Source organism: Micromonospora sp. WMMD734 (assembly GCF_049178975.1).
In the GTDB taxonomy this organism is placed as follows: domain Bacteria; phylum Actinomycetota; class Actinomycetes; order Mycobacteriales; family Micromonosporaceae; genus Micromonospora; species Micromonospora wenchangensis.
This window is the reverse complement of sequence record NZ_JBMHMK010000001.1, coordinates 3,221,639-3,244,477: the sequence shown is the minus strand read 5'-3', so window position 1 is coordinate 3,244,477 and position 22,839 is coordinate 3,221,639. Positions and strand designations below refer to the sequence as shown.

At 72.4% G+C, this 22,839-nt stretch carries 18 protein-coding genes and 1 pseudogene; 16 read left to right on the top strand and 3 right to left on the bottom strand.

Annotation, left to right across the window (positions count from 1 at the left end; translation table 11 throughout):
• The first annotated feature begins 24 nt into the window (after positions 1 to 24).
• From ruvB to ACN267_RS13725, 6 genes and pseudogenes are all read left to right on the top strand, one after another.
• Positions 25 to 1,089 carry a Holliday junction branch migration DNA helicase RuvB gene (gene ruvB, locus ACN267_RS13750; RefSeq protein WP_204961353.1) on the top strand — a complete coding sequence of 355 codons (1,065 nt, stop codon included), beginning with the start codon at positions 25 to 27 and terminating at the stop codon, positions 1,087 to 1,089.
• Positions 1,090 to 1,209: 120 nt separating this feature from the next.
• Positions 1,210 to 1,575: a preprotein translocase subunit YajC gene (gene yajC / locus ACN267_RS13745; RefSeq protein ID WP_239486215.1), complete on the top strand. Its 366-nt coding sequence runs from the start codon at positions 1,210 to 1,212 to the stop codon at positions 1,573 to 1,575.
• 229 nt (positions 1,576 to 1,804) lie between these two features.
• On the top strand, positions 1,805 to 3,727 hold the full coding sequence (gene secD / locus ACN267_RS13740; protein ID WP_421488844.1) for a protein translocase subunit SecD: 1,923 nt from the start codon (positions 1,805 to 1,807) through the stop codon (positions 3,725 to 3,727).
• A gap of 1 nt (position 3,728) precedes the next feature.
• Positions 3,729 to 4,928 carry a protein translocase subunit SecF gene (secF, locus tag ACN267_RS13735; RefSeq protein WP_421488843.1) on the top strand — a complete coding sequence of 400 codons (1,200 nt, stop codon included), beginning with the start codon at positions 3,729 to 3,731 and terminating at the stop codon, positions 4,926 to 4,928.
• Between the two features lie 99 nt (positions 4,929 to 5,027).
• Complete coding sequence (locus ACN267_RS13730) at positions 5,028 to 5,594, top strand: adenine phosphoribosyltransferase (RefSeq protein WP_281898925.1); 567 nt, start codon at positions 5,028 to 5,030, stop codon at positions 5,592 to 5,594.
• A 431-nt stretch (positions 5,595 to 6,025) separates the two neighbouring features.
• Positions 6,026 to 8,305: pseudogene (locus ACN267_RS13725) on the top strand (RelA/SpoT family protein); the annotation flags it as partial.
• Positions 8,306 to 8,385: 80 nt separating this feature from the next.
• On the opposite strand, the gene ACN267_RS13720 reads toward ACN267_RS13725, so the two are convergent.
• Together ACN267_RS13720 and ACN267_RS13715 are read right to left on the bottom strand one after the other, a co-directional pair.
• On the bottom strand, positions 8,386 to 9,228 hold the full coding sequence (locus ACN267_RS13720; RefSeq protein WP_204961358.1) for a peptidylprolyl isomerase: 843 nt from the start codon (positions 9,226 to 9,228) through the stop codon (positions 8,386 to 8,388).
• A 61-nt stretch (positions 9,229 to 9,289) separates the two neighbouring features.
• Complete coding sequence (locus ACN267_RS13715; RefSeq protein WP_421488842.1) at positions 9,290 to 10,174, bottom strand: peptidylprolyl isomerase; 885 nt, start codon at positions 10,172 to 10,174, stop codon at positions 9,290 to 9,292.
• Positions 10,175 to 10,435: 261 nt separating this feature from the next.
• Here ACN267_RS13715 and ACN267_RS13710 point away from each other — a divergent pair, with 261 nt between their 5' ends.
• The 8 genes from ACN267_RS13710 (at position 10,436) to ACN267_RS13675 (ending at position 20,088) form a co-directional block, all read left to right on the top strand.
• Positions 10,436 to 11,155 carry an MBL fold metallo-hydrolase gene (locus ACN267_RS13710; protein WP_281898921.1) on the top strand — a complete coding sequence of 240 codons (720 nt, stop codon included), beginning with the start codon at positions 10,436 to 10,438 and terminating at the stop codon, positions 11,153 to 11,155.
• Between the two features lie 70 nt (positions 11,156 to 11,225).
• Positions 11,226 to 12,548 carry a histidine--tRNA ligase gene (gene hisS, locus ACN267_RS13705; protein WP_204961360.1) on the top strand — a complete coding sequence of 441 codons (1,323 nt, stop codon included), beginning with the start codon at positions 11,226 to 11,228 and terminating at the stop codon, positions 12,546 to 12,548.
• Positions 12,549 to 12,621: 73 nt separating this feature from the next.
• Positions 12,622 to 13,557 carry an acyl-ACP desaturase gene (locus tag ACN267_RS13700; RefSeq protein ID WP_204961361.1) on the top strand — a complete coding sequence of 312 codons (936 nt, stop codon included), beginning with the start codon at positions 12,622 to 12,624 and terminating at the stop codon, positions 13,555 to 13,557.
• Between the two features lie 714 nt (positions 13,558 to 14,271).
• Positions 14,272 to 15,324: a S1 family peptidase gene (locus ACN267_RS13695; RefSeq protein WP_204961362.1), complete on the top strand. Its 1,053-nt coding sequence runs from the start codon at positions 14,272 to 14,274 to the stop codon at positions 15,322 to 15,324.
• A 172-nt stretch (positions 15,325 to 15,496) separates the two neighbouring features.
• The gene (gene aspS, locus ACN267_RS13690) at positions 15,497 to 17,302 is read left to right on the top strand and encodes an aspartate--tRNA ligase (protein WP_421488841.1); all 1,806 of its coding nucleotides are present in this window, start codon (positions 15,497 to 15,499) and stop codon (positions 17,300 to 17,302) included.
• Between the two features lie 122 nt (positions 17,303 to 17,424).
• Positions 17,425 to 17,994 carry a sugar nucleotide-binding protein gene (locus tag ACN267_RS13685; protein ID WP_421488840.1) on the top strand — a complete coding sequence of 190 codons (570 nt, stop codon included), beginning with the start codon at positions 17,425 to 17,427 and terminating at the stop codon, positions 17,992 to 17,994.
• Between the two features lie 91 nt (positions 17,995 to 18,085).
• Positions 18,086 to 18,691, top strand: coding sequence for an ArsR/SmtB family transcription factor (locus tag ACN267_RS13680; RefSeq protein ID WP_421488839.1), 606 nt, complete (start codon positions 18,086 to 18,088; stop codon positions 18,689 to 18,691).
• Complete coding sequence (locus tag ACN267_RS13675; protein WP_421488838.1) at positions 18,688 to 20,088, top strand: MFS transporter; 1,401 nt, start codon at positions 18,688 to 18,690, stop codon at positions 20,086 to 20,088. The genes ACN267_RS13680 and ACN267_RS13675 overlap by 4 nt, the downstream gene beginning before the upstream one ends.
• On the opposite strand, the gene ACN267_RS13670 is transcribed toward ACN267_RS13675, so the two are convergent.
• Positions 20,059 to 20,802 (bottom strand): GNAT family N-acetyltransferase, encoded by a 744-nt coding sequence (locus ACN267_RS13670; protein WP_421488837.1) that lies wholly within the window; start codon positions 20,800 to 20,802, stop codon positions 20,059 to 20,061. The genes ACN267_RS13675 and ACN267_RS13670 overlap by 30 nt on opposite strands.
• 129 nt (positions 20,803 to 20,931) lie before the next feature.
• On the opposite strand from ACN267_RS13670, the gene ACN267_RS13665 reads away from it, so the two are divergent.
• Entirely contained in the window at positions 20,932 to 21,144 is a 213-nt protein-coding gene (locus ACN267_RS13665) for a hypothetical protein (protein ID WP_067307861.1), read from the top strand.
• A gap of 75 nt (positions 21,145 to 21,219) precedes the next feature.
• The gene (locus ACN267_RS13660; protein ID WP_204927609.1) at positions 21,220 to 22,719 is read left to right on the top strand and encodes a replication-associated recombination protein A; all 1,500 of its coding nucleotides are present in this window, start codon (positions 21,220 to 21,222) and stop codon (positions 22,717 to 22,719) included.
• Positions 22,720 to 22,839 lie beyond the last annotated feature (120 nt).

Below are 22,839 nucleotides of genomic sequence, written 5' to 3'. Positions count from 1 at the left end.
ACGGTCGCGGCCGGGGTGGCCGGCATGAGCGGCGACGGCCTGGTCTCGGCGTACGCCGACGACGCGGAGCGGGACGCCGAGGTCAGCGTCCGGCCGAAGCGGCTCGACGAGTTCATCGCCCAGCACCGGGTCCGCGACCAGCTCGACCTGCTGTTGCAGGGGGCGATGCGGCGCGGCGCCCCACCCGACCACATCCTCCTGTCGGGGCCTCCTGGCCTCGGTAAAACGACGTTGGCCAATATCGTGGCGGCCGAGCTGGGTTCCGGTATCCGGGTGACCAGCGGGCCGGTGATCGAGCGCTCCGGTGACCTGGCCGCCATCCTGACCAGCCTCGCCGAGGGCGACGTGCTGTTCATCGACGAGATCCACCGGATCGCCAAGCCGGCGGAGGAGCTGCTCTACAGCGCGATGGAGGACTTCCGGGTCGACGTGATCGTCGGCAAGGGGCCGGGGGCCACCGCGATCCCGCTCGACGTGGAGCCGTTCACCCTGGTCGGCGCGACCACCCGGTCCGGTCTGCTGACCGGCCCGATGCGGGACCGGTTCGGCTTCGTGGCGCACCTCGACTTCTACTCCCCGGCCGACCTGGAGGCGCTGCTGCACCGCTCGGCGCGGATCCTGGGCGTGCCGATCACCCCGGAGGGGGCGGTGGAGGTCGCCGGCCGGTCCCGGGGCACGCCCCGGATCGCCAACCGGCTGCTGCGCCGGGTGCGCGACTACGCCGAGGTCCGGGCCGACGGCGTGGTCACCCTGGAGACCGCCCGCGCCGCCCTGACCGTCTACGACGTGGACGCCCTCGGCCTGGACCGGCTGGACCGGGCGGTGCTGACCGCGCTGGTCGACTCGTTCCGGGGTGGCCCGGTGGGCCTGTCCACCCTGGCGGTGGCGGTGGGGGAGCAGCCGGACACGGTGGAGGAGGTCTGCGAGCCCTTTCTGGTGAGGGCCGGCCTGCTGGCCCGGACCCCCCGGGGACGGGTGGCGACGGAGGCCGCCTGGCGACACCTCGGCCGCACCCCGCCAAATGGTACATTTGGCGTTGAAGCCCCCGCCGTGCCCGATCTCTTCTCGAACGCGCCCGATCCACCGTGATCTGAACGTGATCTGCGCCGCATTCGGCGTTCCCAGGTGCAGGGATTAGACTCGCCGCGGTCTGTACAGGATGTGAATATCCGCCTCCGCTCCGGCACGCACGTGCCGTGACGGGGGCCAATGGGAAGGTCGCACACCGTGCTTTACGCAGCACAGTCCGGCGGAGGCGCCGGCAGCCTGACGCCGATCCTCATGATCGCCCTGCTCTTCGGGGTCATGTACTTCATGATGATCCGGCCGCAGCAGAAGCGCCGCCGCGAGGCTGAGGCCATGCAGTCCGCGCTCGGCCCCGGTGACGAGGTCGTCACCATCGGCGGGCTCTACGGCACGGTCGTGGGTGTCGAGGACGACACCGTGCTGCTGGAGGTGGCCCCCGGTGTGCAGTCCCGCTACGCCCGTCCGGCCATCGCCCGGGTGGTCACCCGGGCCGAGCGCACCGAGGCTGACGAGCCGGTCACCGAGGACGCGGAAGTCGTCAAGGAGTGAAGCCGCCTCCCGCCCGGCACCACGGGCGGGTAGCGGCGGGACAACTGGATAGGTGGGCCGGTCCCCAGGGTCGGCACCCGCACCGTCCGCCCGACGCCACCACGTCGGCGGTGGTGCGCCGTGTCGTCGGTCGGGAGTGGCCCGCGCAGAGCACGTCGGGGCGGGAACCCCGCTCCGACCTCGTCGCCGCTGCGCCGGCGGCGCGACCGTTACAGGGAGACAGACAGCCGTGGCACCACCTCAGGGACAGATGCGCCCCGGGCGGCAGCTCGCCGTGCTCGGGTTCATCTTCGTCGTCCTCTATTCCTTGGTGTTCTTCTCGGGCGGCGCCAGCGGCGGCTGGAAGGACCGGCTGGAGCCACGGCTCGGCCTGGACCTGATCGGTGGCACCCGGCTGACGCTGGAGGCGACCAACAGCCTCGACGGCAGGCCCCCGACCTCGGCCAACCTGGAGGAGGCCCGGCAGATCATCGAGAGCCGGGTCAACGCCTACGGCGTGGCCGAGGCCGAGGTGGTCACCGAGGGCAACCGGAACATCGTCATCTCCCTGCCGGGTGAGAACCGCGACCTGACCGACGTCGGCAGCGCCGCGGAACTGCGCTTCCGCAAGGTGCTCAAGGCCGCCGACGGCAGCGGCGCGGTCGCCGCCCCGGCACCGTCGGGCAGCGCCTCGCCGGCCCCGTCCGGCAGCGCGTCGCCCGCCCCGTCGGGCAGCGCGTCGCCGAAGGCCTCCGGCAGCGCCTCGCCGAAGGTGACCGGTTCGCCGAGCGCCGGTGGCCAGGGCGGCGGCGCCCCCGCGCCGAGCGCCAGCGCCACCCCGTCCGGGTCGGCCTCGCCGAGCGCCCCGGCCGCCTCGCCCAGCGCCAGCGAGGCTCCGGTGCCGCAGAGCATCGAGGAGCAGCGCAAGGCCGTCGAGAAGAAGGTCGGCGCAGCCGCCTGGGCCGCCGCGAGCGGGCTGCAGGCCCCGGCCGACCTGGCCACCAACCCGGCCCTGGCGGAGACGTTCAAGCCGTTCGGCACGCTCTCCCCGCAGGAGGTCGCGGTACTGACCCCGCAGATGCAGTTCAACGTGCCGACCATCACCTGTGCGCAGCTCGACAAGCGGCCCCCCGCGTCGATCAAGGACGAGAAGCAGCAGGCGGTCGCCTGTGAGGGTGGCGCGGCGAAGTACCTGCTCGACCAGGCCAAGGTGGTCGGCACCGACGTCAAGGACGCCAACGCGGTCCTCGACCAGGCCAGCACCTGGGTGGTCAGCCTGAACTTCACCGGCGACGGCCAGTCCAAGTGGACCGAGCTGACCCGGGAGGCGTTCAACAACACCGGCGGTGCCTGCGACCAGACGGCCCTGGGCCAGGACGGCAAGTGCCGGGTGGCCGTGGTGCTGGACAACGAGATCGTCTCCTCGCCCGAGATCCAGGGCGTGCTGACCGGCGACTCGCAGATCACCGGCAGCTTCGACAACACCTCGGCCAACGCGCTGGCCAGCCAGCTGCGCTACGGCGCGCTGCCGGTCACCTTCGTGCCGCAGGAGCAGCAGAACGTCACCGCGACGCTGGGCGACAGCCACCTGCGGGCCGGCCTGCTGGCCGCCGGCATCGGCATGCTGCTGGTCATCGTCTACTCGTTCTTCTACTACCGGCTGCTCGGCTCGGTCATCTTCCTGAGCCTGGTGCTCTCCGCGTTGCTGGTCTTCGGCGCGCTGGTGGTGCTCGGCCGGTCGATCGGCTTCACCCTCACCCTCGCCGGCATCGCCGGCATGATCGTCTCGCTCGGTGTGGCGGCGGACTCGTTCGTCATCTACTTCGAACGGCTCAAGGACGAGATCCGGGAGGGGCGCAGCCCGCGTAGCGCGGTGCCCCGGGCCTGGATCCGGGCCCGCCGGACGATCATCTCGGCCAACGCGATCACCCTGATGTCCGCCGTGGTCCTCTACATCGTCTCGGTCGGCACGGTGAAGGGCTTCGCCTTCGCCCTCGGCCTGGCGACCGTGCTCGACCTGGTGGTCGTCTTCCTGTTCCGGCACCCGATCATGACGATGTTCGCCCGGACCCCGGCGTTCCTGTCGCCGCGGGTCAGCGGCCTCGGTCGGGCCCTGCCACCCCGTTCGGCCGAGCCGGGCACCGCCCGCAACCCGCGCGTCAAGGAGGCCTGAGATGGCTAAGAGTGGTCTGGCGTCCCGGCTCTACCGGGGCGAGGCCGGTCTCAACATCGTCGGCCGGCGCAAGCTGTGGTTCACCGTCGCCGGGGTGCTGGTGCTGATCGCCGTGCTCAGCTTCGCGGTCAACCGGTTCAGCCTGGGCATCGAGTTCGCCGGCGGCAACTCGTTCCAGGTGCCGGCCAGCGTCGGCACCCTCGACCAGGCCGAGGACAAGGTCAACGAGGCGCTGGCGGCCGAGGGCGGCGGCGCCGAGGTGGTGACCGCGCAGAAGGTCGGCAGCACCAGCGGCGAGTACTACGAGCTGCGCACCTCGCAGCTCGACGCCGAGCAGGCCAACGCGGTCAAGGCCAAGATGGCCGACGAGTTCGGCATCAACGCCGACCAGATCAGCGGCAGCCAGGTCAGCGAGGCCTGGGGCAGCCAGGTGACCTCCCGGGCGCTGCTCGGCCTGGTCATCTTCGTCCTGGTGGTGGCGGCCTACCTGGTGCTGCGGTTCGAGTGGCGGATGGCGGTCGCCGCGATCATCTCGCTGTTCATGAACCTGATCCTCACCGCCGGCATCTACTCGCTGGTCGGCTTCGAGGTCACCCCGTCGACCATCATCGGATTCCTCACCATCCTGGGCTTCGCGCTCTACGACGTGGTGGTGGTCTTCGACAAGGTCCAGGAGAACACCCGGGGCATCACCGCCAACAACAACCAGACCTACGGCGAGGCGGCCAACCTGGCGCTCAACCAGAGCCTGATGCGGTCGCTGAACACCTCGGTGGTCGCCCTGCTCCCGGTCGGCGGTCTGCTCTTCATCGGTGCCGGTCTGCTCGGCGCGGGCACCCTGAAGGACCTCGGCCTGGTGCTGTTCGTCGGTATGGCGATGGCGTTCCTCACCTCGATCCTGCTCTCGACCCCGCTGCTGGTGCTGCTCAAGAACCAGGACCCGCGGATCGACGCGCACACCAAACGGGTGCTGGCCCGCCGGGGTGCCATCGCCCGGGGCGAGATCACCCCGCGCGGTGCGGCCCGGCAGGCCGCCGCCGAGGAGGCCACCGACGAGCCGATCGACCCGGAGGCGGCGGCCCTGGCCGGCAGCGCGCCGAAGGTCGGCGCACGTCCGGCGGCCAAGCGGTCGGCCGGCGCCCGGGGCGGCCGTCCCGCCGGGGGCGGCGGCAACCGGCCCGGTGGCGCGAAGCGGCGCTGACCGACGGGCGACCCGCCCCACGTCGAGTCGACGGCGTCCGCCATGCTGTGCGAGCAGCGTGACGGACGCCGTCGTCGTATCGAAGGAGAGCCGACCACCGTGACGGAGACCCACAGCACCGGTGTACGCGGAGACAGCGGCCCGCAGGTGGCCCGGCTGGTCGCCAGCCGGGTGCTGGACGTGCCGGACTTCCCCAAGCCCGGGGTGATGTTCAAGGACCTGATGCCGTTGTTCGCCGACGGCGACGTGTTCCGCGAGGTGATCGACGGGATCATCGACCACCACGGGCGGGACGGCTTCGACATCGTGGTCGGCATCGAGGCCCGGGGCTTCGTGATCGCCGCCGCCATCGCGTACGCGACCGGGTTGGGGGTGGTGCCGGTGCGCAAGGCGGGCAAGTTGCCCCGGCCGGCGTACTCGGCCTCCTACGCCCTGGAGTACGGCGAGGCGACGCTGGAGGTGCACCAGGACGCCTTCACCGCCGGGCACCGGGTGCTGGTGGTCGACGACGTGCTGGCCACCGGCGGCACCGCCGAGGCGACCCTCGACCTGGTGGAGCGGGCCGGCGGCACGGTGGCCGGTTTCACCGTCCTGCTGGAGTTGGGCTTCCTGGGCGGGCGGGAGCGGCTCGCCGGGCGTCCGGTCCATGCCCTGCTGACCGTTTGATTCCTGGGTCGTCCCGCCGACCTGGGACGGACCGTCCGGCGGAGCGGCACGGCACCTACCGTACGGGTAGCATTGCCCATTGCTGACCGGACGGTCACCCGTCCGGGCGGTGGTCAGGTGTCGGCCGTGGGGCCGGCGGCCAGTGCCATCGGCCCGACGGCGGCCGGCGGGAACACGCCGGCGTGACGGCCGGTTCGGCAAGACAGGCGTCGGCCGTACGGCCGGCGTGGTCCCGGCGATCGGTGAGGAGGCCGGTGTCCCACGATGTCGTTCCTCCGGTGGAGGGCACGGTGCACCCGACAGGCGACGCTGACGGCGCGGTGACCGCTCGGAACAACGATCCGGCGGCCGGCCCGACGGGGGCCGGCGACGACGTCGGCGGTACGCCCGACGGCCTGGCGGTGGGGGCGTCGTTCGACGACGACCCGTCGCCGAGCGGTGGTTTCGCGCTCTCCAACGCCCCGACCGGCCGCCGGGTCCGGGCGCGGCTGGCCCGGTTCAACGCCCCGTGGCAGACCTCCCAGGTCAGCGAGGTGCTCGAACCGCTGATCGCCAGCCACCGGGAGAACCATCCGAAGGCCGACGCACGGCTGCTCCAGCGGGCCTTCGACACCGCCGCCCGCTGGCACTCTGGCCAGTACCGCAAATCCGGTGACCCGTACATCACCCATCCGCTGGCGGTGGCGACCATCCTGGGCAACCTGGGGATGGACACCACCACGCTGGTGGCGGCCCTGCTGCACGACACGATCGAGGACACCGAATACACCCTCGACCAGATGAAGGTCGACTTCGGCCCCGAGGTCACCCTGCTCGTCGACGGCGTGACGAAGCTGGACAAGGTCAAGCTGGGCGACGCGGCCAAGGCGGAGACGATCCGCAAGATGGTCGTGGCGATGGCGAAGGACCCCCGGGTCCTGGTGATCAAGCTGGCCGACCGGCTGCACAACATGCGCACGCTGTCCTTCCTGCCGGCCCCGAAGCGGGAGCAGAAGGCCAAGGAGACGCTGGAGATCCTGGCGCCGCTGGCCCACCGGCTCGGTATGAACACGATCAAGTGGGAGCTGGAGGACCTGGCCTTCGGCACCCTGTTCCCCAAGCGCTACGAGGAGATCCTCCGGCTGATCGGGGAGCACCAGCCGCAGCGGGAGTCGCTGCTCAAGCAGGTCACCCAGAAGGTCGGCACCGACCTCAAGGCCGCCAAGATCAAGGCGGAGACGACCGGCCGGCCGAAGCACCTCTACTCGATCTACCAGAAGATGATCGTGCGGGGGCGGGACTTCAACGACATCTACGACCTGGTGGGGGTGCGCATCCTGGTCGACACGGTGCGGGACTGCTACGCGGCGCTGGGGGTCATCCACGCCAACTGGCAGCCGGTGCCGGGCCGGTTCAAGGACTACATCGCGATGCCCAAGTTCAACATGTACCAGTCGTTGCACACGACTGTCATCGGGCCCACCGGCAAGCCGGTGGAGATGCAGATCCGCACCTACGCGATGCACCGGACCGCCGAGTTCGGCATCGCCGCACACTGGAAGTACAAGGAGCACAAGGGCACCCAGATCGTCGGCCCGCCGGCGCACATCGACGAGATGACCTGGCTGCGGCAGTTGCTGGACTGGCAGCGGGAGGCGGCCGACCCGTCGGAGTTCCTCGACGCGTTGCGGTTCGACCTGTCCAGCCAGGAGGTCTACGTCTTCACCCCCAAGGGTGACGTCATCCCGCTGCCGACCGGGTCGACGCCCGTCGACTTCGCGTACGCGGTGCACACCGAGGTCGGACACAAGTGCATCGGGGCGCGGGTCAACGGCAAGCTGGTGCCGTTGGAGTCGACGCTGTCCAACGGTGACGTGATCGAGATCTTCACCTCGAAGTCCGACACGGCGGGCCCGACGCAGGACTGGCTGAGCTTCGTCAAGAGCCCGCGGGCGCGTACCAAGATCCGCCAGTACTTCAACAAGGAGCGCCGCGAGGAGGCGATCGAGGCCGGCAAGGACTCGATCGTCAAGGCGATGCGCAAGCAGGGCATGCCGTTGCAGCGGATGCTGACCTCCGACGCGTTGATGGCGATCGCCCGGGACCTGCACCTCGCCGACGTCGCCTCGCTCTACGCGGCGGTCGGCGACAGCCAGGTGTCGGCGCAGTCGGTGGTGCAGAAGCTGATGGCCGCGTACGGCGGCGAGGAGGGCGCGGCGGAGGACATCGCCGAGACCGCCGTCGCCACCCGTCCGCCGCACAGCCGGCAGAACAGCAGCGATCCCGGTGTCGTGGTGCGGGGCGTCAGCGACGTCTGGATCAAGCTGGCCCGGTGCTGCACGCCGGTGCCCCCGGACTCGGTCTTCGGGTTCGTCACCCGTTCCGGCGGGGTCAGCGTGCACCGCGACGACTGCGCCAACGCCGAGGATCTGCGGGCCCAGGTCGAGCGGGTGGTGGAGGTCAGCTGGAAGCTCACCTCCGCCTCGACGTTCCTGGTGGCCATCCAGGTGGAGGCCCTCGACCGGCACAAGCTGCTGGCCGACGTCACCCGGGTGCTCTCCGAGGAACGGGTCAACATCCTGTCGGCGACGGTCACCACCACCCGGGACCGGGTGGCGGTGAGCCGGTTCAGCTTCGAGATGGCCGACCCGAAGCACCTGGGGCACCTGCTGGCCGCCGTCCGCAAGGTCGACGGGGTGTTCGACGCCTACCGGGTCACCTCCGGCGCCTGACCGTCAGCCGCGTCCCACGGTCGCCTGACACGAGAAGCGCCCGCCGGCTGAGCCGGCGGGCGCTCGTCGTACGGTGCGGGTCAGCCCTCGATGTCGCTCATCGTCAGCTTGGTGATGGTGACCTCCTTCTTGGGGTGGCCACCCCCCGCCTGCTGCGCGAACGCCTTGTCGTCACCGGCCGCCCCGACCTGCTTGACCAGGTCCATGCCGGAGGTGATGGTGCCCAGCACGGTGTAGTTCGGGTCGAGCTGCGAGTCGCCGTAGACGATGAAGAACTGGCTGCCGGTGCTGCCCGGCTGCCCCGAGTTGGCCATCGCGATGACGCCCTCCGGGTAGGGGGGACGCTTGTCGGTGGGCAGGTTCTCCTCAGCCATGCCGTAGCTCGGCCCGCCGGTGCCGTCGGTCTGCCGCCAGCCCTTGCCGGTCGCGCTCGGGTCGCCGCACTGGAGCACCTTGATGCCCTCGGTCACCAGCCGGTGGCACTTGGTGTTGTCGAAGAAGCCCTTGCTGGCCAGGTGGGTGAAGCTGCCGGCGGTGCAGGGCACCTTGGTCCGGTCGATCTTGGCGACGATCGGGCCCAGGTTGGTGTCGATCGTCATCGTCTGGGTGCCCTTGTTGGCCTGCTGGTTCGGCGGCAGCCCGACGTCCTTGACCTGTGCCGGCCGGCCCTCCTTGGGCGCCTCGGTGTAGGTGCACTGCGAGAAGCCCTCGGTGCCGGCGGCCTGCTGCGTGCTGTCGTCGTCGTCGCCACCGAGGCTGGTCGCCAACCAGACGGTGCCGGCGACCACGAGCACCAGGATCGCGGCGGCCCCGACGATCGCCTGCGTCTGCCGGCGCTTGCGGGCCTTGGCCGAACGCTCGGCCATCTCCCGCTCAAGTCGGGCCCGCGCCGCCGCGCGCTGCCGCTCTCTCGTGGACGTCACGGTCACTCCTCCTGGGCTGTCTCTGGCGCGGCGGGGCCGCAGGTACGGGTTGTGGGCCGGCTCAGCCGGCGCTCGGGCTGGCCGCCGGGGACGCGGCCGGGGAGCCGGTCGCCGGTGCCGGGGCGGCCTGTGCCTCGCCGACGGTGAGCTTGCGGATCACCACGTCGGTCTTCGGCTTGATCTTGGCGCCGGCCCCGTTGTCCACGGTCGGCAGGGCACCGATCTTCTCGACCACGTCGAGGCCGCCGGTGATCCGGCCGATGATCGGGTACGCGGGCTGGGCCGGGCTGGAGTCCTTGAAGAAGAGCAGGAACTGGCTGCCGTTGGCGCCCGGCGGGTTGCCGATCATCGCGACCGTGCCCTTGGGGTAGGTCGGCGGCTGCCCGGGGGCCGGGCTGGCCGAGGGGCTCGCCTCGGGCGCGGTCGGCACGTTCTCGTTGTAGAACGAGTAGGTGGGGCCGCCCAGGCCGGTGCCGCTCGGGTCGCCGCAGCGCAGCGCGCCCTCGGTGGTGATCTCGTGGCACTTGGTGTTGTCGTAGAACGACGCCCCGGCCAGGTGGGCGATGCTCGCCCCGGCGCAGGGGGCCCCGGCGAGATCCAGCTCGGCGGTGATCGGGCCGCCCTGGTCGGTGTCGATGGTCATCGTGCGTACCCCGGTGGTGGGCAGATCCTTGCTGGCCGGGGTGCCGACGTCCTTGAGGTTGGTGTTGGCGGTCGCGTCCTGCGGCGTCCAGAGGCAGACGTCCTCGGCGGCCTTCTGCTCGGGGTCGCTGTCGAAGGCGCCCAGCCCCCACGCCGCACCGGCCACGATCAGCACCAGCACCACCGCCGCACCGACCCCGGCCTGGATGCGTCGACGCCGACGGGCGGCGGCGGCCCGCCGGGCCAACTGCCGGTCGAGCTTCTCCCGTGCGAGCTTGCGCTGCCGGTCCCTGCTGGAAGCCACCCGTGCTCCCCTTCCTCTACCCTGGTCGTCACCGGCGGTCGGGCCGTGCGCGCCCGCCGTGCCCGCAGGTGCGCCACGCCACACGCCCGCCAGAGTGTACGGGTACCTGCTGTGAAAGTGGTGTACGAGGGCCGGCCTGGGTTTATCAAAGTGCGTCACTGTGCCGTACGGGGCCCCTGGTACGGGTCGGCGCGGATACCGGATCGCGCCGGCGACTAGGCTGCCCAGGAGACGGACGACTCAGACGGAAGGGGAGCGGACGTGCTCGTGGCCGGCTTTCCCGCGGACGCCTTCGGCACCAACTGCTACGTGGTGGCGACCGCGCCGGGGGAGCAGTGCGTGGTGGTCGACCCCGGCATCGGGGTGCTCGACCGGCTCGACGCCGTGCTCGCCGAGCACCGCCTGCACCCGGCCGCCGTGCTGCTCACCCACGGCCACCTCGACCACACCTTCTCCGTCGCGCCGGTCTGCGGCGCACGCGGCATCCCCGCGTACGTGCACCCGGAGGACCGGGAGCTGCTGGCCGACCCGACCAAGGCGTTGTCGATGGACCTCACCGCGCTGTTCGGCGGCCGGCTGCCGTACACCGAGCCCGACGACGTCGCGGAGCTGACCGACGGGGCGACGCTGGCGCTGGCCGGCCTGGAGATCACCGTCGACCACGCGCCCGGCCATACCGGCGGGTCGGTGCTGTTCCGGTTGCCCGGCACCGGCTCGCCCTGGGAGGCCGACCAGGTCTGCCTCTCCGGTGACGTGCTGTTCGCCGGCTCGATCGGCCGCACCGACCTGCCGGGCGGCAGCATGCCCCGGATGCTGACCAGCCTGCGGGAGAAGGTCCTCCCACTCGCCGACGACACCGTGGTGCTGCCCGGCCACGGCCCGGCGACCACCATCGGCCGGGAGCGGGTGCGTAACCCGTACCTCGCCGACCTGGCCGGCCCGGACGGTGCGCGCCCGGCCGCGCCCACCCGCGGCCTCTAGCCGTTCCTCCGCGCCGCGCGCGGACCTGTCGATCCCCCCGCGCCCGGCGCGGACCCGCAAGGAGTACGTCATGAGCAAGCCCACGCCCATCTCCGGCTTCCCGGAATGGACCACCTCGCAGCGGATGATCGAGCAGTACGTCCTCGACCGGATCCGGCACACCTTCGAGCTGTACGGGTTCGCCCCGCTGGAGACCCGGTCGGTGGAGCCGCTGGACCAGTTGCTGCGCAAGGGGGAGACCTCGAAGGAGGTCTACCTGCTGCGCCGGTTGCAGGCCGACGCGGACGGCCCGGCCGGTGACGACGCGCTCGGGCTGCACTTCGACCTGACCGTGCCGTTCGCCAGGTACGTCCTGGAGAACGCCGGCAAGCTCCAGTTCCCGTTCCGGCGCTACCAGATCCAGAAGGTGTGGCGGGGCGAGCGCCCGCAGGAGGGGCGCTACCGGGAGTTCCTCCAGGCCGACATCGACATCGTCGACCGGGACACCCTGCCGGCGCACTACGAGGCCGAGATGCCGCTGGTGATCGGGGACGCGCTGCGGTCGCTGCCCATCCCGCCGGTGCTGATCCAGGTGAACAACCGCAAGATCTGTGAGGGGTTCTACCGGGGCATCGGGCTGACCGACCCGGAGGCGGCGCTGCGCGCGGTCGACAAGCTCGACAAGATCGGCCCGGCGAAGGTGGCCGACCTGCTGGCCGAGACGGCCGGGGCGAGCGCGGCGCAGGCCGACGCCTGCCTGGCGCTGGCCGGGATCTCCGCCCCGGACGCGTCGTTCGCCGAGGCGGTGCAGGCTCTCGGGGTGCGCGATCCGCTGCTCGACGAGGGCGTCGCCGAGTTGGTCGCGGTGGTGGAGACGGCCGCCGCGCACGCGCCGGGGCTGTGCGTCGCCGACCTGCGCATCGCCCGGGGCCTGGACTACTACACCGGCACCGTCTACGAGACCCAGCTGGTCGGCTACGAGCGGTTCGGCTCGATCTGCTCCGGCGGCCGGTACGACAACCTGGCCAGCGCCGGTGCCGTGTCGTACCCGGGGGTGGGGATCTCGATCGGGGTGACCCGGCTGCTCGGCCTGCTGTTCGGCGCGGAGGCGCTGTCGATCTCGCGCAGCGTGCCGACCTGCGTGCTGGTCGCCGTCGCGGCCGAGGAGGAGCGGGCGGCCAGTAACGCCGTGGCGGAGGCGCTGCGGTCGCGGGGCGTGCCGACCGAGGTGTCGCCGACCGCGGCGAAGTTCGGCAAGCAGATCCGGTACGCCGAGCGGCGCGGCATCCCGTACGTGTGGTTCCCGGGAGCCGAGGGTCACCAGGTGAAGGACATCCGTTCGGGCGAGCAGGTGGACGCGCTGGCGGACCGGTGGTCGCCGCCGCCTGCCGACCTGACGCCGGTGATCGGCTGAGCCCGGGTTACTGGCGCGTACGCAGACGGGGACCTACGGTGGCGTAAGTTACGCCACCGTAGGGAGGGCCCCTGTGACCGAGCTGAGCCAGACCGCGCTGCTCCACGAACTCGAACCCGTGGTCGCCAAGAACCTCGACCGGCACCTGTCGATGGCCAAGGAGTGGTTCCCGCACGAGTACGTGCCGTGGAGCGAGGGGCGCACCTTCGACGGCCCGCTCGGCGGCGAGGCGTGGTCGGAGGGGGACTCGACGCTGCCCGAGGTGGCCCGGACGGCGCTGATCGTCAACCTGCTCACCGAGGACAACCTGCCCTCGTACCATCACCAGATCGCCAGCCTGTTCGGGCCGGACGGGGCGTGGGGGACCTGGGTGGGCCGGTGGACGGCCGAGGAGGGCCGGCACGGCACCGCCATCCGGGACTACCTGACGGTGACCCGGGCGGTCGACCCGGTGGCCCTGGAGCGGGCCCGGATGGTGCACATGACCGCCGGTTACAGCAACTCGCACGACTCGTCGATGCTGCGTTCGCTGGCGTACGTGTCGTTCCAGGAACTGGCCACCCGGATCTCGCACCGCAACACCGGCCGGATCACCGGTGACCCGGTCTGCGAGGCGCTGCTGAGCCGGGTCGCGGCCGACGAGAACCTGCACATGGTCTTCTACCGCAACCTGCTCGGGGCGGCCCTGGAGGTGGCCCCCGACCAGACGATGCGGGCGATCGCCGAGGTGCTGGAGGACTTCCAGATGCCCGGCGTCGGCATCGAGGGCTTCACCCGCAAGTCGGTGACGATCGCCCTGGCCGGGATCTACGACCTGCGTCAGCACCGCGACGACGTGGTCGCCCCGGTGCTGCGTCAGTGGGACGTGTTCAACGTCGCCGGCCTGGGTGCCGAGGGCGAGGCCGCCCGGGACCGGATCGCCGCCCACCTGGACGGCCTGGAGCAGGCCGCGTCCCGGTTCGAGGAGAAGCGCGACGCCCGCGCCGCCAAGCTGGCCGCCCGCGCCTGAACGTCCCGCCCGGGAACCGTCCGCTCCCGCACCTGTCCCCGGTGGGGCCGGTGGGGTGGGCGGTCCCGGGCTGCGCGTCGCCGGCGCGAGCGCCGCTTTCGCTCCGGCCCTGTCCGCCGGTCACCGTGGGTGACGCAGGGCGGCCTTTCCGGCTTGGTGACTTAACGTAACTTGCCGGCCTTCCTTGGTGTCCCACCTCTCCGCGCTTTGCTCTGCTGCCCGCCCGGCACCACCGACCTGGCCTGCGGTCGACCGATGATCTTCGGTGGGGCCGGCCCCGGCTCCCGCTACCCCCCGTGACTGTCGCCGGCAGGGCGGCAGAGCAAGGGGGTGGCGTGTGGCGGCTCTGCGTGACGGGCTGGGGTGCCCTCTCCCGTCGGGTGCCGGGGCGGTCGAGGCGGTCGGGGTCGGTGGTCCCGGCGGGGGAGTCGTGTCGACCGCGGCCGACCGGGAGCCGGGTCCGGCGGTGGTCGGGCGGACGGGATCCTCGGCGGTCGGCTCGGCCGGGCCGGCGTGGGTCTGACATGGATGTGTCCACCGTGTTGCTTGACCGTCATAACCGCTGGTGGGGTGAATCCGGGCAAACTCATGTCTTGCTTACGATCTTAAATATGTGAATACTTCAGTCACTTGGCCGATTTCCCCAGGTCGGCCGGGTTGTCCCCGGGTGCGTCCCCGTGACGCCGCCCGTCACCCCCTTTCGGAGGTTGTTACATGCGACCCACGAGGTCCTCACTCCGTCACGCCGCCGCCGTCGCCATGGCCGGAACCCTGGTCACCGGCGCGCTCATGGGTGCCCCCGCCCAGGCGGCCCCCGCCTCGCCCGCATCCCCCGACGCCGCCGCCAGCCTGGCCGAGCGCCTCGGCGACCGGGCCGCCGGCACCTACGCCGACGCCAGCGGCAAGATGATCGTCGCCGTCACCGACTCCGCCGCCGCCAAGCAGGTCCGCGCCGCCGGAGCCACCGCGAAGCTGGTCACCCGGGGTGCCGCGCAGCTCCGTTCCGCCACCGCCGAACTGGAGCGGTCGGCCAAGATCCCCGGCACCGCGTGGTGGACCGACGCCGCCACCAACCAGGTCGTCGTGTCGGTCGACAGCACCGTCACCGGTGCCAAGCTGGAGCGGGTCAAGGCCGCCGCCGCGCGCACCGGTGGCACCGTGCGGATCGAGGCCGAGGCCGGCGTGCTCAGCACCAAGATCTCCGGTGGCCAGGCCATCTACACCGGCGGCGGCCGTTGCTCGCTCGGCTTCAACGTCCGCAACAGCGCCGGTCAGACCTTCTTCCTGACCGCCGGGCACTGCACCAACATCGGCTCGACCTGGTACTCGAACTCCGGCCAGACCAGCGTGCTCGGCACCCGTACCGGCACCAGCTTCCCGGGCAACGACTACGGCATCGTCCGGCACAGCAACGCCGCCAACGCGACCGGCAACGTCTACCTCTACAACGGCAGCTACCAGGACGTCACCGGCGCCGCCAACGCCTACGTCGGCCAGAGCGTGCAGCGCTCCGGCAGCACCACCGGCGTCAAGGGTGGCTCGGTGACGGCCACCAACGCCACGGTGAACTACGCCGAGGGCTCGGTCTCCGGCCTGATCCGGACCACCGTGTGCGCCGAGCCGGGCGACAGCGGCGGCTCGCTGTTCAGCGGCAGCAGCGCGATCGGCCTCACCTCCGGCGGCAGCGGCAACTGCACCCGCGGCGGCACCACCTACTTCCAGCCCGTCACCGAGCCGCTGAGCGTCTACGGCGTCAGCATCATCTGATCCACCTCCGGATCATCCGATCCACCTCCGTGAACGGGCCGTCGGGGACACCGGCGGCCCGTTCCGCGCGTCCGGTGGGCGGGGCCGGCCTTGCTCACCCCGCAACCGGGCGGACCGGGCGGCTGACACAATGCGGGGGAACAGCCGTACCGCAGATGAGGAGACGCAAGTCGTGATCCGTACCCATGACGCCGGCAGCCTGCGCGCGACGGACGCCGGCACCACGGTGACGCTCGCCGGGTGGGTGGCCCGCCGGCGCGACCACGGCGGTGTCATCTTCGTCGACCTGCGCGACGGCTCCGGCGTGGTCCAGGTGGTGTTCCGCGAGGAGGACGCGCACGCGCTGCGCAACGAGTTCTGCGTCAAGGTCACCGGCGAGGTGACCCGCCGCCCCGAGGGCAACGAGAACCCGGAGCTGCCCACCGGCGAGATCGAGGTGACCGCCAGCGCGCTGGAGGTGCTCTCCGAGGCCGCGCCGCTGCCGCTTCCGGTCGACGACCAGGTCGAGGCCGGCGACGACATCCGGCTGCGCTACCGCTACCTGGACCTGCGTCGCAGCGGCCCGGCGAAGGCGATGCGGTTGCGCTCGCGGGCCAACCAGCTCGCCCGCACCGTGCTGCACGAGCGGGACTTCCTGGAGATCGAGACCCCGACGCTGACCCGGTCCACCCCCGAGGGCGCCCGCGACTTCCTGGTCCCGGTCCGGCTCCAGCCCGGTAGCTGGTACGCGCTGCCGCAGTCGCCGCAGCTGTTCAAGCAGCTGCTGATGGTCGGCGGCATGGAGCGGTACTACCAGATCGCCCGCTGCTACCGCGACGAGGACTTCCGGGCCGACCGGCAGCCGGAGTTCACCCAGCTCGACATCGAGATGTCCTTCGTCACCGAGGACGACGTGATCGACCTCGGCGAGGCGATCGTCGCGGCGCTCTGGAAGGACCTGGCCGGTCACGAGATCTCCCGGCCGATCCCCCGGATCACCTGGCACGACGCGATGGCCCGGTACGGCTCCGACAAGCCCGACCTGCGCTACGGCCTGGAGCTGACCGAGCTGACCGACTACCTGCGCGGCACCGCCTTCCGGGTGTTCGCCGGCGCGATCGACGCGGGCGGCTACGTCGGCGCGGTGGTCATGCCGGGTGGGGCGGCGCAGACCCGCAAGGAACTCGACGGCTGGCAGGACTGGGCCAAGGCGCGCGGCGCGCGGGGCCTGGCGTACGTGGTGCTGGACGCCGAGACCGGCGAGGCACGCGGCCCAGTGGCCAAGAACCTCTCCGCCGAGCACCTGGGCGGGCTGGCCGACGCGGTCGGGGCCAAGCCGGGCGACGCGGTCTTCTTCGCCGCCAGCACCAACACCCGGGAGGCGCAGGAACTGCTCGGCGCGGCCCGGATCGAGATCGCCAAGCGGGCCAAGCTGGTCGACGAGAGCGCCTGGGCGTTCTGCTGGGTGGTCGACGCGCCGATGTTCGAACGCACGGACGAGGGCGGCTGGACGGCCGTGCACCACCCGTTCACCTCGCCGAACGCCGACTGGGTCGACCGGTTCGAGCAGGCCCCGGACCGGGCGCTGGCGTACGCGTACGACATCGTCTGCAACGGCAACGAGATCGGCGGTGGCTCGATCCGTATCCACCGGGGCGACGTACAGCAGCGGGTCTTCGACCTGCTCGGCATCACCCCCGCCGAGGCGCAGGACAAGTTCGGCTTCCTGCTGGAGGCGTTCAAGTACGGCGCCCCGCCGCACGGCGGCATCGCGTTCGGCTGGGACCGGGTCTGCATGCTGCTGGCCGGGGCCGACTCGATCCGCGAGGTGATCGCCTTCCCCAAGACCCGGGGCGGCTTCGACCCGCTGACCGGCGCCCCGACCCCGATCACCGGGCAGCAGCGCGCCGAGGCCGGCATCGACGCCAAGCCCAAGCCCGCCGCCGTGGCGTCCACCGGCACCGCCGGCCCGGCCGCCCCGGTCGCCGACCCGGTCTGACCCACCACCCGGAACCCGGCCCCACCCGGAACCCGGCCCGGCCTACCCGGCATCGTTGATCAAGAGGTTTGCGTCATCATCGCTCGCCGAGGTGACGCAAACCTCCTGATCGTTACGGGAGAGTGGTGGGATGCGGATGCTCGTGGTGGGAGGGAGCGGGGGCGCGGCTGGTGCACCTGTCCAGCGACGCGCTGCACGGTGGACGTCCCGAACCCTACGGTGACGAGGAGCCGCCCAGCCCGGTCCACGCCTACGGTGCGGCGAAGGCGGCGGCGGAGACCGCGGTCCGGGCGATCGACCCGTCCGCCGTGCTGGTGCGTACCTCGCTGATCGTGGGGGAGGGCAGCAAGCAGATCCAGCTCTGCCGGGACGCGCTCGCCGGGCGGGCCGTCCTGTTCACCGACGAGCTGCGCTGCCCGGTCGACGTGACCGACCTGGCCTGCGCCGTACTGGAGTTGGCTACGTCGTCGTATGCCGGGCCGCTCAACGTCGCCGGCCCCGACGCGGTCAGCCGGGCGGAACTGGGGTTGCTGGTGGCCCGGCGGGAGGGGCTCGACCCGGGTGGGATGACCACCGCCACCGGGCGGTCGTCGGGGTTGGTCCGCCCGGCGCAGGTACGCCTGGACTCCTCCCGCGCGGTCGGTCTGCTCCGGACCCGGCTGCGCGGCGTCGCCGAACTCCTCGCCGGCTGACCCCGCCCTGCCTGCCGGCCCCTCCGTGATGCTGCACAGTTTCTATGCAAAACTCTTGTGCATAGAAACTGTGCACAGGTACCGTGCGGTCATGGCGAACGACGGACCCACCCCCCGACCCGTGCCGCGCGAGGTGCGGATCGACAAGCGGCAGGTACGGGTGCTGGCACACCCGCTGCGGATGCGGTTGCTCGGCGCACTGCGGGTGCAGGGGCCCGCCACCGCCACCACCCTGGCGGAACTGCTCGGCACCAACACCGGCGCCACCAGCTACCACCTGCGGCAGCTCGCCGAGGTCGGGCTGGTCACCGAGGACCCTGACCGGGGCACCGGCCGGCAGCGCTGGTGGCAGGCGGCCCATGAGGTCACCAACTGGGAACCGACCGACTTCGACGACGACCCCGACGCGCGGGCCGCGATCGAGTGGATCCAGGGAGACCAGGTGCGCCTGCTCGTCGAGCACGCCGAACGCTGGTTCGCCACCCAGCACGAGGCGACCCCCGCATGGCGGGACGCGATCGGCATGAGCGACATCTTCCTGACCGTCGCACCGGACCGGCTCGCGGCGCTCACCGCGGAGGTGTGGCAGGTGCTGGAGCGGTACCACCGCGAGGCGGAACACGCGCCCGCCGATCCGCAGGCCCGTCCGGTGCAGGTGTTCCTGGCCGCCTACCCGCTGCTGGAGGGGCCCCGATGAGCGCGCTCACCGTACGCCAGGTTCGGTTCCGCTACCTGACCCTCTACGGCCTGCGGTGGCTGCCCACCGGCCTGACCATCCCGGTGATGATCCTGCTGATGCAGGAACGCGGCCTGACGCTGTCCCAGATCGGCCTGGTCTCCACCGCCCAGGGCCTGGTCGTGCTGGCGCTGGAACTGCCCACCGGTGGCCTGGCCGACGCGCTCGGCAGCCGGGTGGTCCTGGTCACCGCCTGGGCGGTGAGCCTGCTGTCGCTCGGGCTGTTCGCGGTGGCCGACTCGTTCGCGCTGTTCTTCCTGGTCTGGGCCCTGCAGGGGGTCTACCGGGCGCTCGACAGCGGCCCGCTCGACTCCTGGTATGTCGAGTCAACACTGGCTGCCGACCGCGACGCCGACTACGAACCCGGCCTCGGCTTCGCCGGCACCGTCGCGGGCCTCACCATCGCCGCCGGTGCGCTGCTCAGCGGCGGCCTCATCGCATTCGGCCCGGTCGGGCCGGTGAGCGCGTTGACCGTACCGGTGCTGGTCGCCGCCGCCCTCCAGGCCGTCGCCCTGGTCGTCCTGCTGGTCCTGCTGGTCGAGACCGGCCCTGCCCGGGGTGGCCGCGCGCTGCGTGCCTCGGTCGTGGCGGCGCCCCGGATGGTTGGTCAGGCCGTCGGCCTGCTGCGCCGCTCCCGGGTGCTGCTGGCGCTGGTGTCGGTGGAGTTGTTCTGGGGCTTCGGCATGGTCACCTTCGAGTCGCTGCTGCCGATCCGGCTCGCCGACGTGGTCGGCGACCCCGAGCGGGCGGCGGCGCTGCTCGGCCCGGCCAACTCGGCGGCCTGGCTGGTCTCGGCGGCCGGCGCGGCGGCCACCCCGCTGCTGCTGCGGTGGCTCGGTGCCGCGCCCGCCGCCGGGCTGCTGCGGATCCTGCAGGGCGTCACCGTGCTCGGCATGGGGCTGCTCGCCGGCCCGGCCGGGGTGCTGGTCGCCTACCTGGCCTGCTACGCCGTCCACGGCGCGTCCAACCCGCTGCACCTCGGGCTGCTGCACCGACAGGTCGACGGGCCCTACCGGACCAGCGTCATCTCGCTCAACTCGATGATGGGGCAACCGGGGTTCGCCCTCGGCGCGGTGCTGCTCACCGCCCTGGCCGACCGTTCCGGGGTCGGCCCGGCGATGGTGGTCGGCGCGGTCGCGCTGGCGGTGGCCGCCCCGCTCTACCTGCCCGCCTGGTGGGCCGGTCGCCGGGCCGCCCCGGCCACGCCCGCCGGAGCCGGGCCGGCGACCGGTCCGGCCGGACCCGGACCCGGGCCCGGGGCTGAACCGGCCGGGGCCGCAGCCGGGACCGGCCCAGCCGGGGGCGTCCCGCCGGGCGGCGCGGCGGCCTCAGCCGAGCCACACCGAGCTGCGCCGTAGCGTGCCGGTGAAGCCGAGTCGACGGTAGAGCCGCAGCGCGGCCAGGTTGTCCGCGTAGACGCCGAGCGCGACGTGGTCGTACCGGGTGAGCAGGGCCCGGGTCATCCCGGCGGTCAGCGCCGTGCCCAGCCCGCGCCCCCGCCGGTCGCGGGCGACGGTGAGTCCGGCGAGGAAGCCGACGTCGCCGCGACTGCGGTCGGCACCGCAGGCGACCAGGCGGTCGGCGTCCCAGATGCCGTACCAGCCGGCGACCGTCGGGTCCTGCGGGCGCGACGACGACGTGGGGAAGGCGTCGTCGATCAGCGCCGCCAGCGCCGGGTGGTCGGCCCGACCGAGGCGGACCACCCGCTCCTGTCCGGGTTGCCGGGGTGGGGCGGCGGTGGTCCAGAGGAAGTCCCAGTCGTCGACCCGGGTCGCCGCGAACCGGTCGACCAGCAGCTCCCGGTCGGCCCGGGGCAGCTGCAGGTACTGTCCCGGGCCGACGGCCCCGTCGGCGACCAGCGCCGCGACCAGCTCCACCGCCGCGTCGACCGGGCCGAGGACGCCGCCGGCCCGGTCGGTCCCCGCCGCCGGCAGCAGCCAGGCCACCGCGCCGTCGCGGGCCCAGGCGCGGGGCGCGTCGTCGAGCCGCACCGCGTGCCGGACGAACGGGTGGTGGTCGGTGGCGGCGAGGACAGCCGGCCGGCCGGCGAGTTCCCGGTCGGTGTCGATCATGCGACCAGCCTAGAACCCGGCCGGGTGGGACACCCCACCGACGCCGATCTCCACCATGGAGATTGACGAGTCGACCGTTTGGGTACATCCGGGCCGACCTACTGGGACCCCCTACCGGAGGACATAACCATGCTCGCCATCCTCGCGGCCGTCGTCTTCGGCTTTGCGCTGCTGCTGGACCTGCTCAACACCAACTTCGGCGCCCCCGACCTGTTCAACTGGAACACCCTGGTCCTGATCGGCCTGCTGCTGCTCTCGCTCTACCTGGCCGGCGTCGGCAGCGGCCCGCGCGGCGGTGGCGGCGGCCGGTGGTACCGGGGCCGTCGGCCGGGCCGCGGCTGACCGCAACGGATCAGAACGGGCGCGGTCCACGGCGCGATTCCGGCGTCGTGGGCCGCGCCCGGTACTGTCTTCCTGATGGATTCCGACGCCCTGTTCTCCCTCGGTGCACCCGCCGCGGCGCCCAGCGCCCCCGCGGGTTCCGTCGGCGTCGACGACTTCGCCTCGGTCGGGCAGGACGCCCCGCTGCCGGTGCGGATGCGACCCGCGAGCATCGACGAGTTGGTGGGGCAGGAACACCTCCTCGCGCCCGGGGCGCCGCTGCGGCAGCTCGTCGGCGGTGGCGCGGCGCTGTCGGTCATCCTCTGGGGCCCGCCGGGCAGCGGCAAGACCACCATCGCCCACCTGGTGGCCCGGGCCACCGACCGCCGGTTCGTGGCCATGTCGGCGCTGACCGCCGGGGTCAAGGACGTCCGGGCGGTCATCGAGACCGCCCGCCGCCAGCGCCGTTCCGGTGGCCCGCAGACCGTGCTCTTCATCGACGAGGTGCACCGGTTCAGCAAGACCCAGCAGGATTCGCTGCTCGCCGCGGTCGAGGACCGCACGGTCACCCTGCTCGCGGCGACCACCGAGAACCCGTACTTCTCGGTCATTTCGCCGTTGCTGTCCCGGTGCGTGCTACTCACCCTCCAGCCGCTCGACGACGACGCCGTGCGCGCGCTGCTGCGCCGCGCGGTGACCGACCCGCGCGGCCTCGCCGGCACGCTCACCCTGGCCACCGACGCCGAGGACCACCTGGTACGCCTCGCCGGCGGCGACGTCCGCAAGGCACTGACCGCGCTGGAGGCGGCGGCGGCCTCGGCGACCGCGCTCGGCGTCGACCGGATCGACCTGGCCACCACCGAACAGGCGGTGGACGTGGCGGCCGTGCGCTACGACCGCGACGGCGACGCCCACTACGACGTGACCAGCGCGTTCATCAAGAGCATGCGCGGCTCGGACGTCGACGCCGCGCTGCACTGGCTGGCCCGGATGCTGGTCGCCGGGGAGGACGCCCGGTTCGTCGCCCGCCGCATGGTCATCTTCGCCAGCGAGGACGTCGGCATGGCCGACCCGTCCGCGCTGAGCGTGGCGACCGCCGCCGCGCACGCGGTGGAGTACGTCGGTCTGCCCGAGGCCCAGCTCAACCTGGCCCAGGCGGTGATCCATCTGGCGACCGCGCCGAAGTCCAACTCGGCGACCACCGCCCTGGGGGCGGCGATGGCCGACGTGCGGGCCGGCCGGGGCGGCGCGGTGCCGCGCGGGCTGCGCGACGCGCACTACGCCGGCGCCCGGGGGCTCGGGCACGGCACGGGTTACCGCTACCCGCACGACGACCAGCGCGGGGTGGTCACCCAGCAGTACGCTCCCGACGACCTCGTCGGGACCGACTACTACCGGCCCAGCGGGCACGGGGCCGAGCGGTCGGTGGCCGCCCGGCTGCCCCTGCTGCGCCGGATCGTCCGGGGGCTGTCCGCCCCGGCGACGCGCCCCGACGGTCCGGTGCCGGTGGTCAACGGCCGGCACCCGTCGGGCACGGGGCACGCCGGTGGGGCGGATGAGGACGGCGGCGACGCCGCCGGGGAGGTTCGGCAGTGACATCGCGAGGTGGGGAGCAACCGCAGGACGGTCCCGACGAGCGGCGTGAACCCCGCGCCAAGGGACGTCGGTGGGGCCGGGGGCGGGGCGGCGACGAGACCCCGCCCGAGCCGGTCGGCG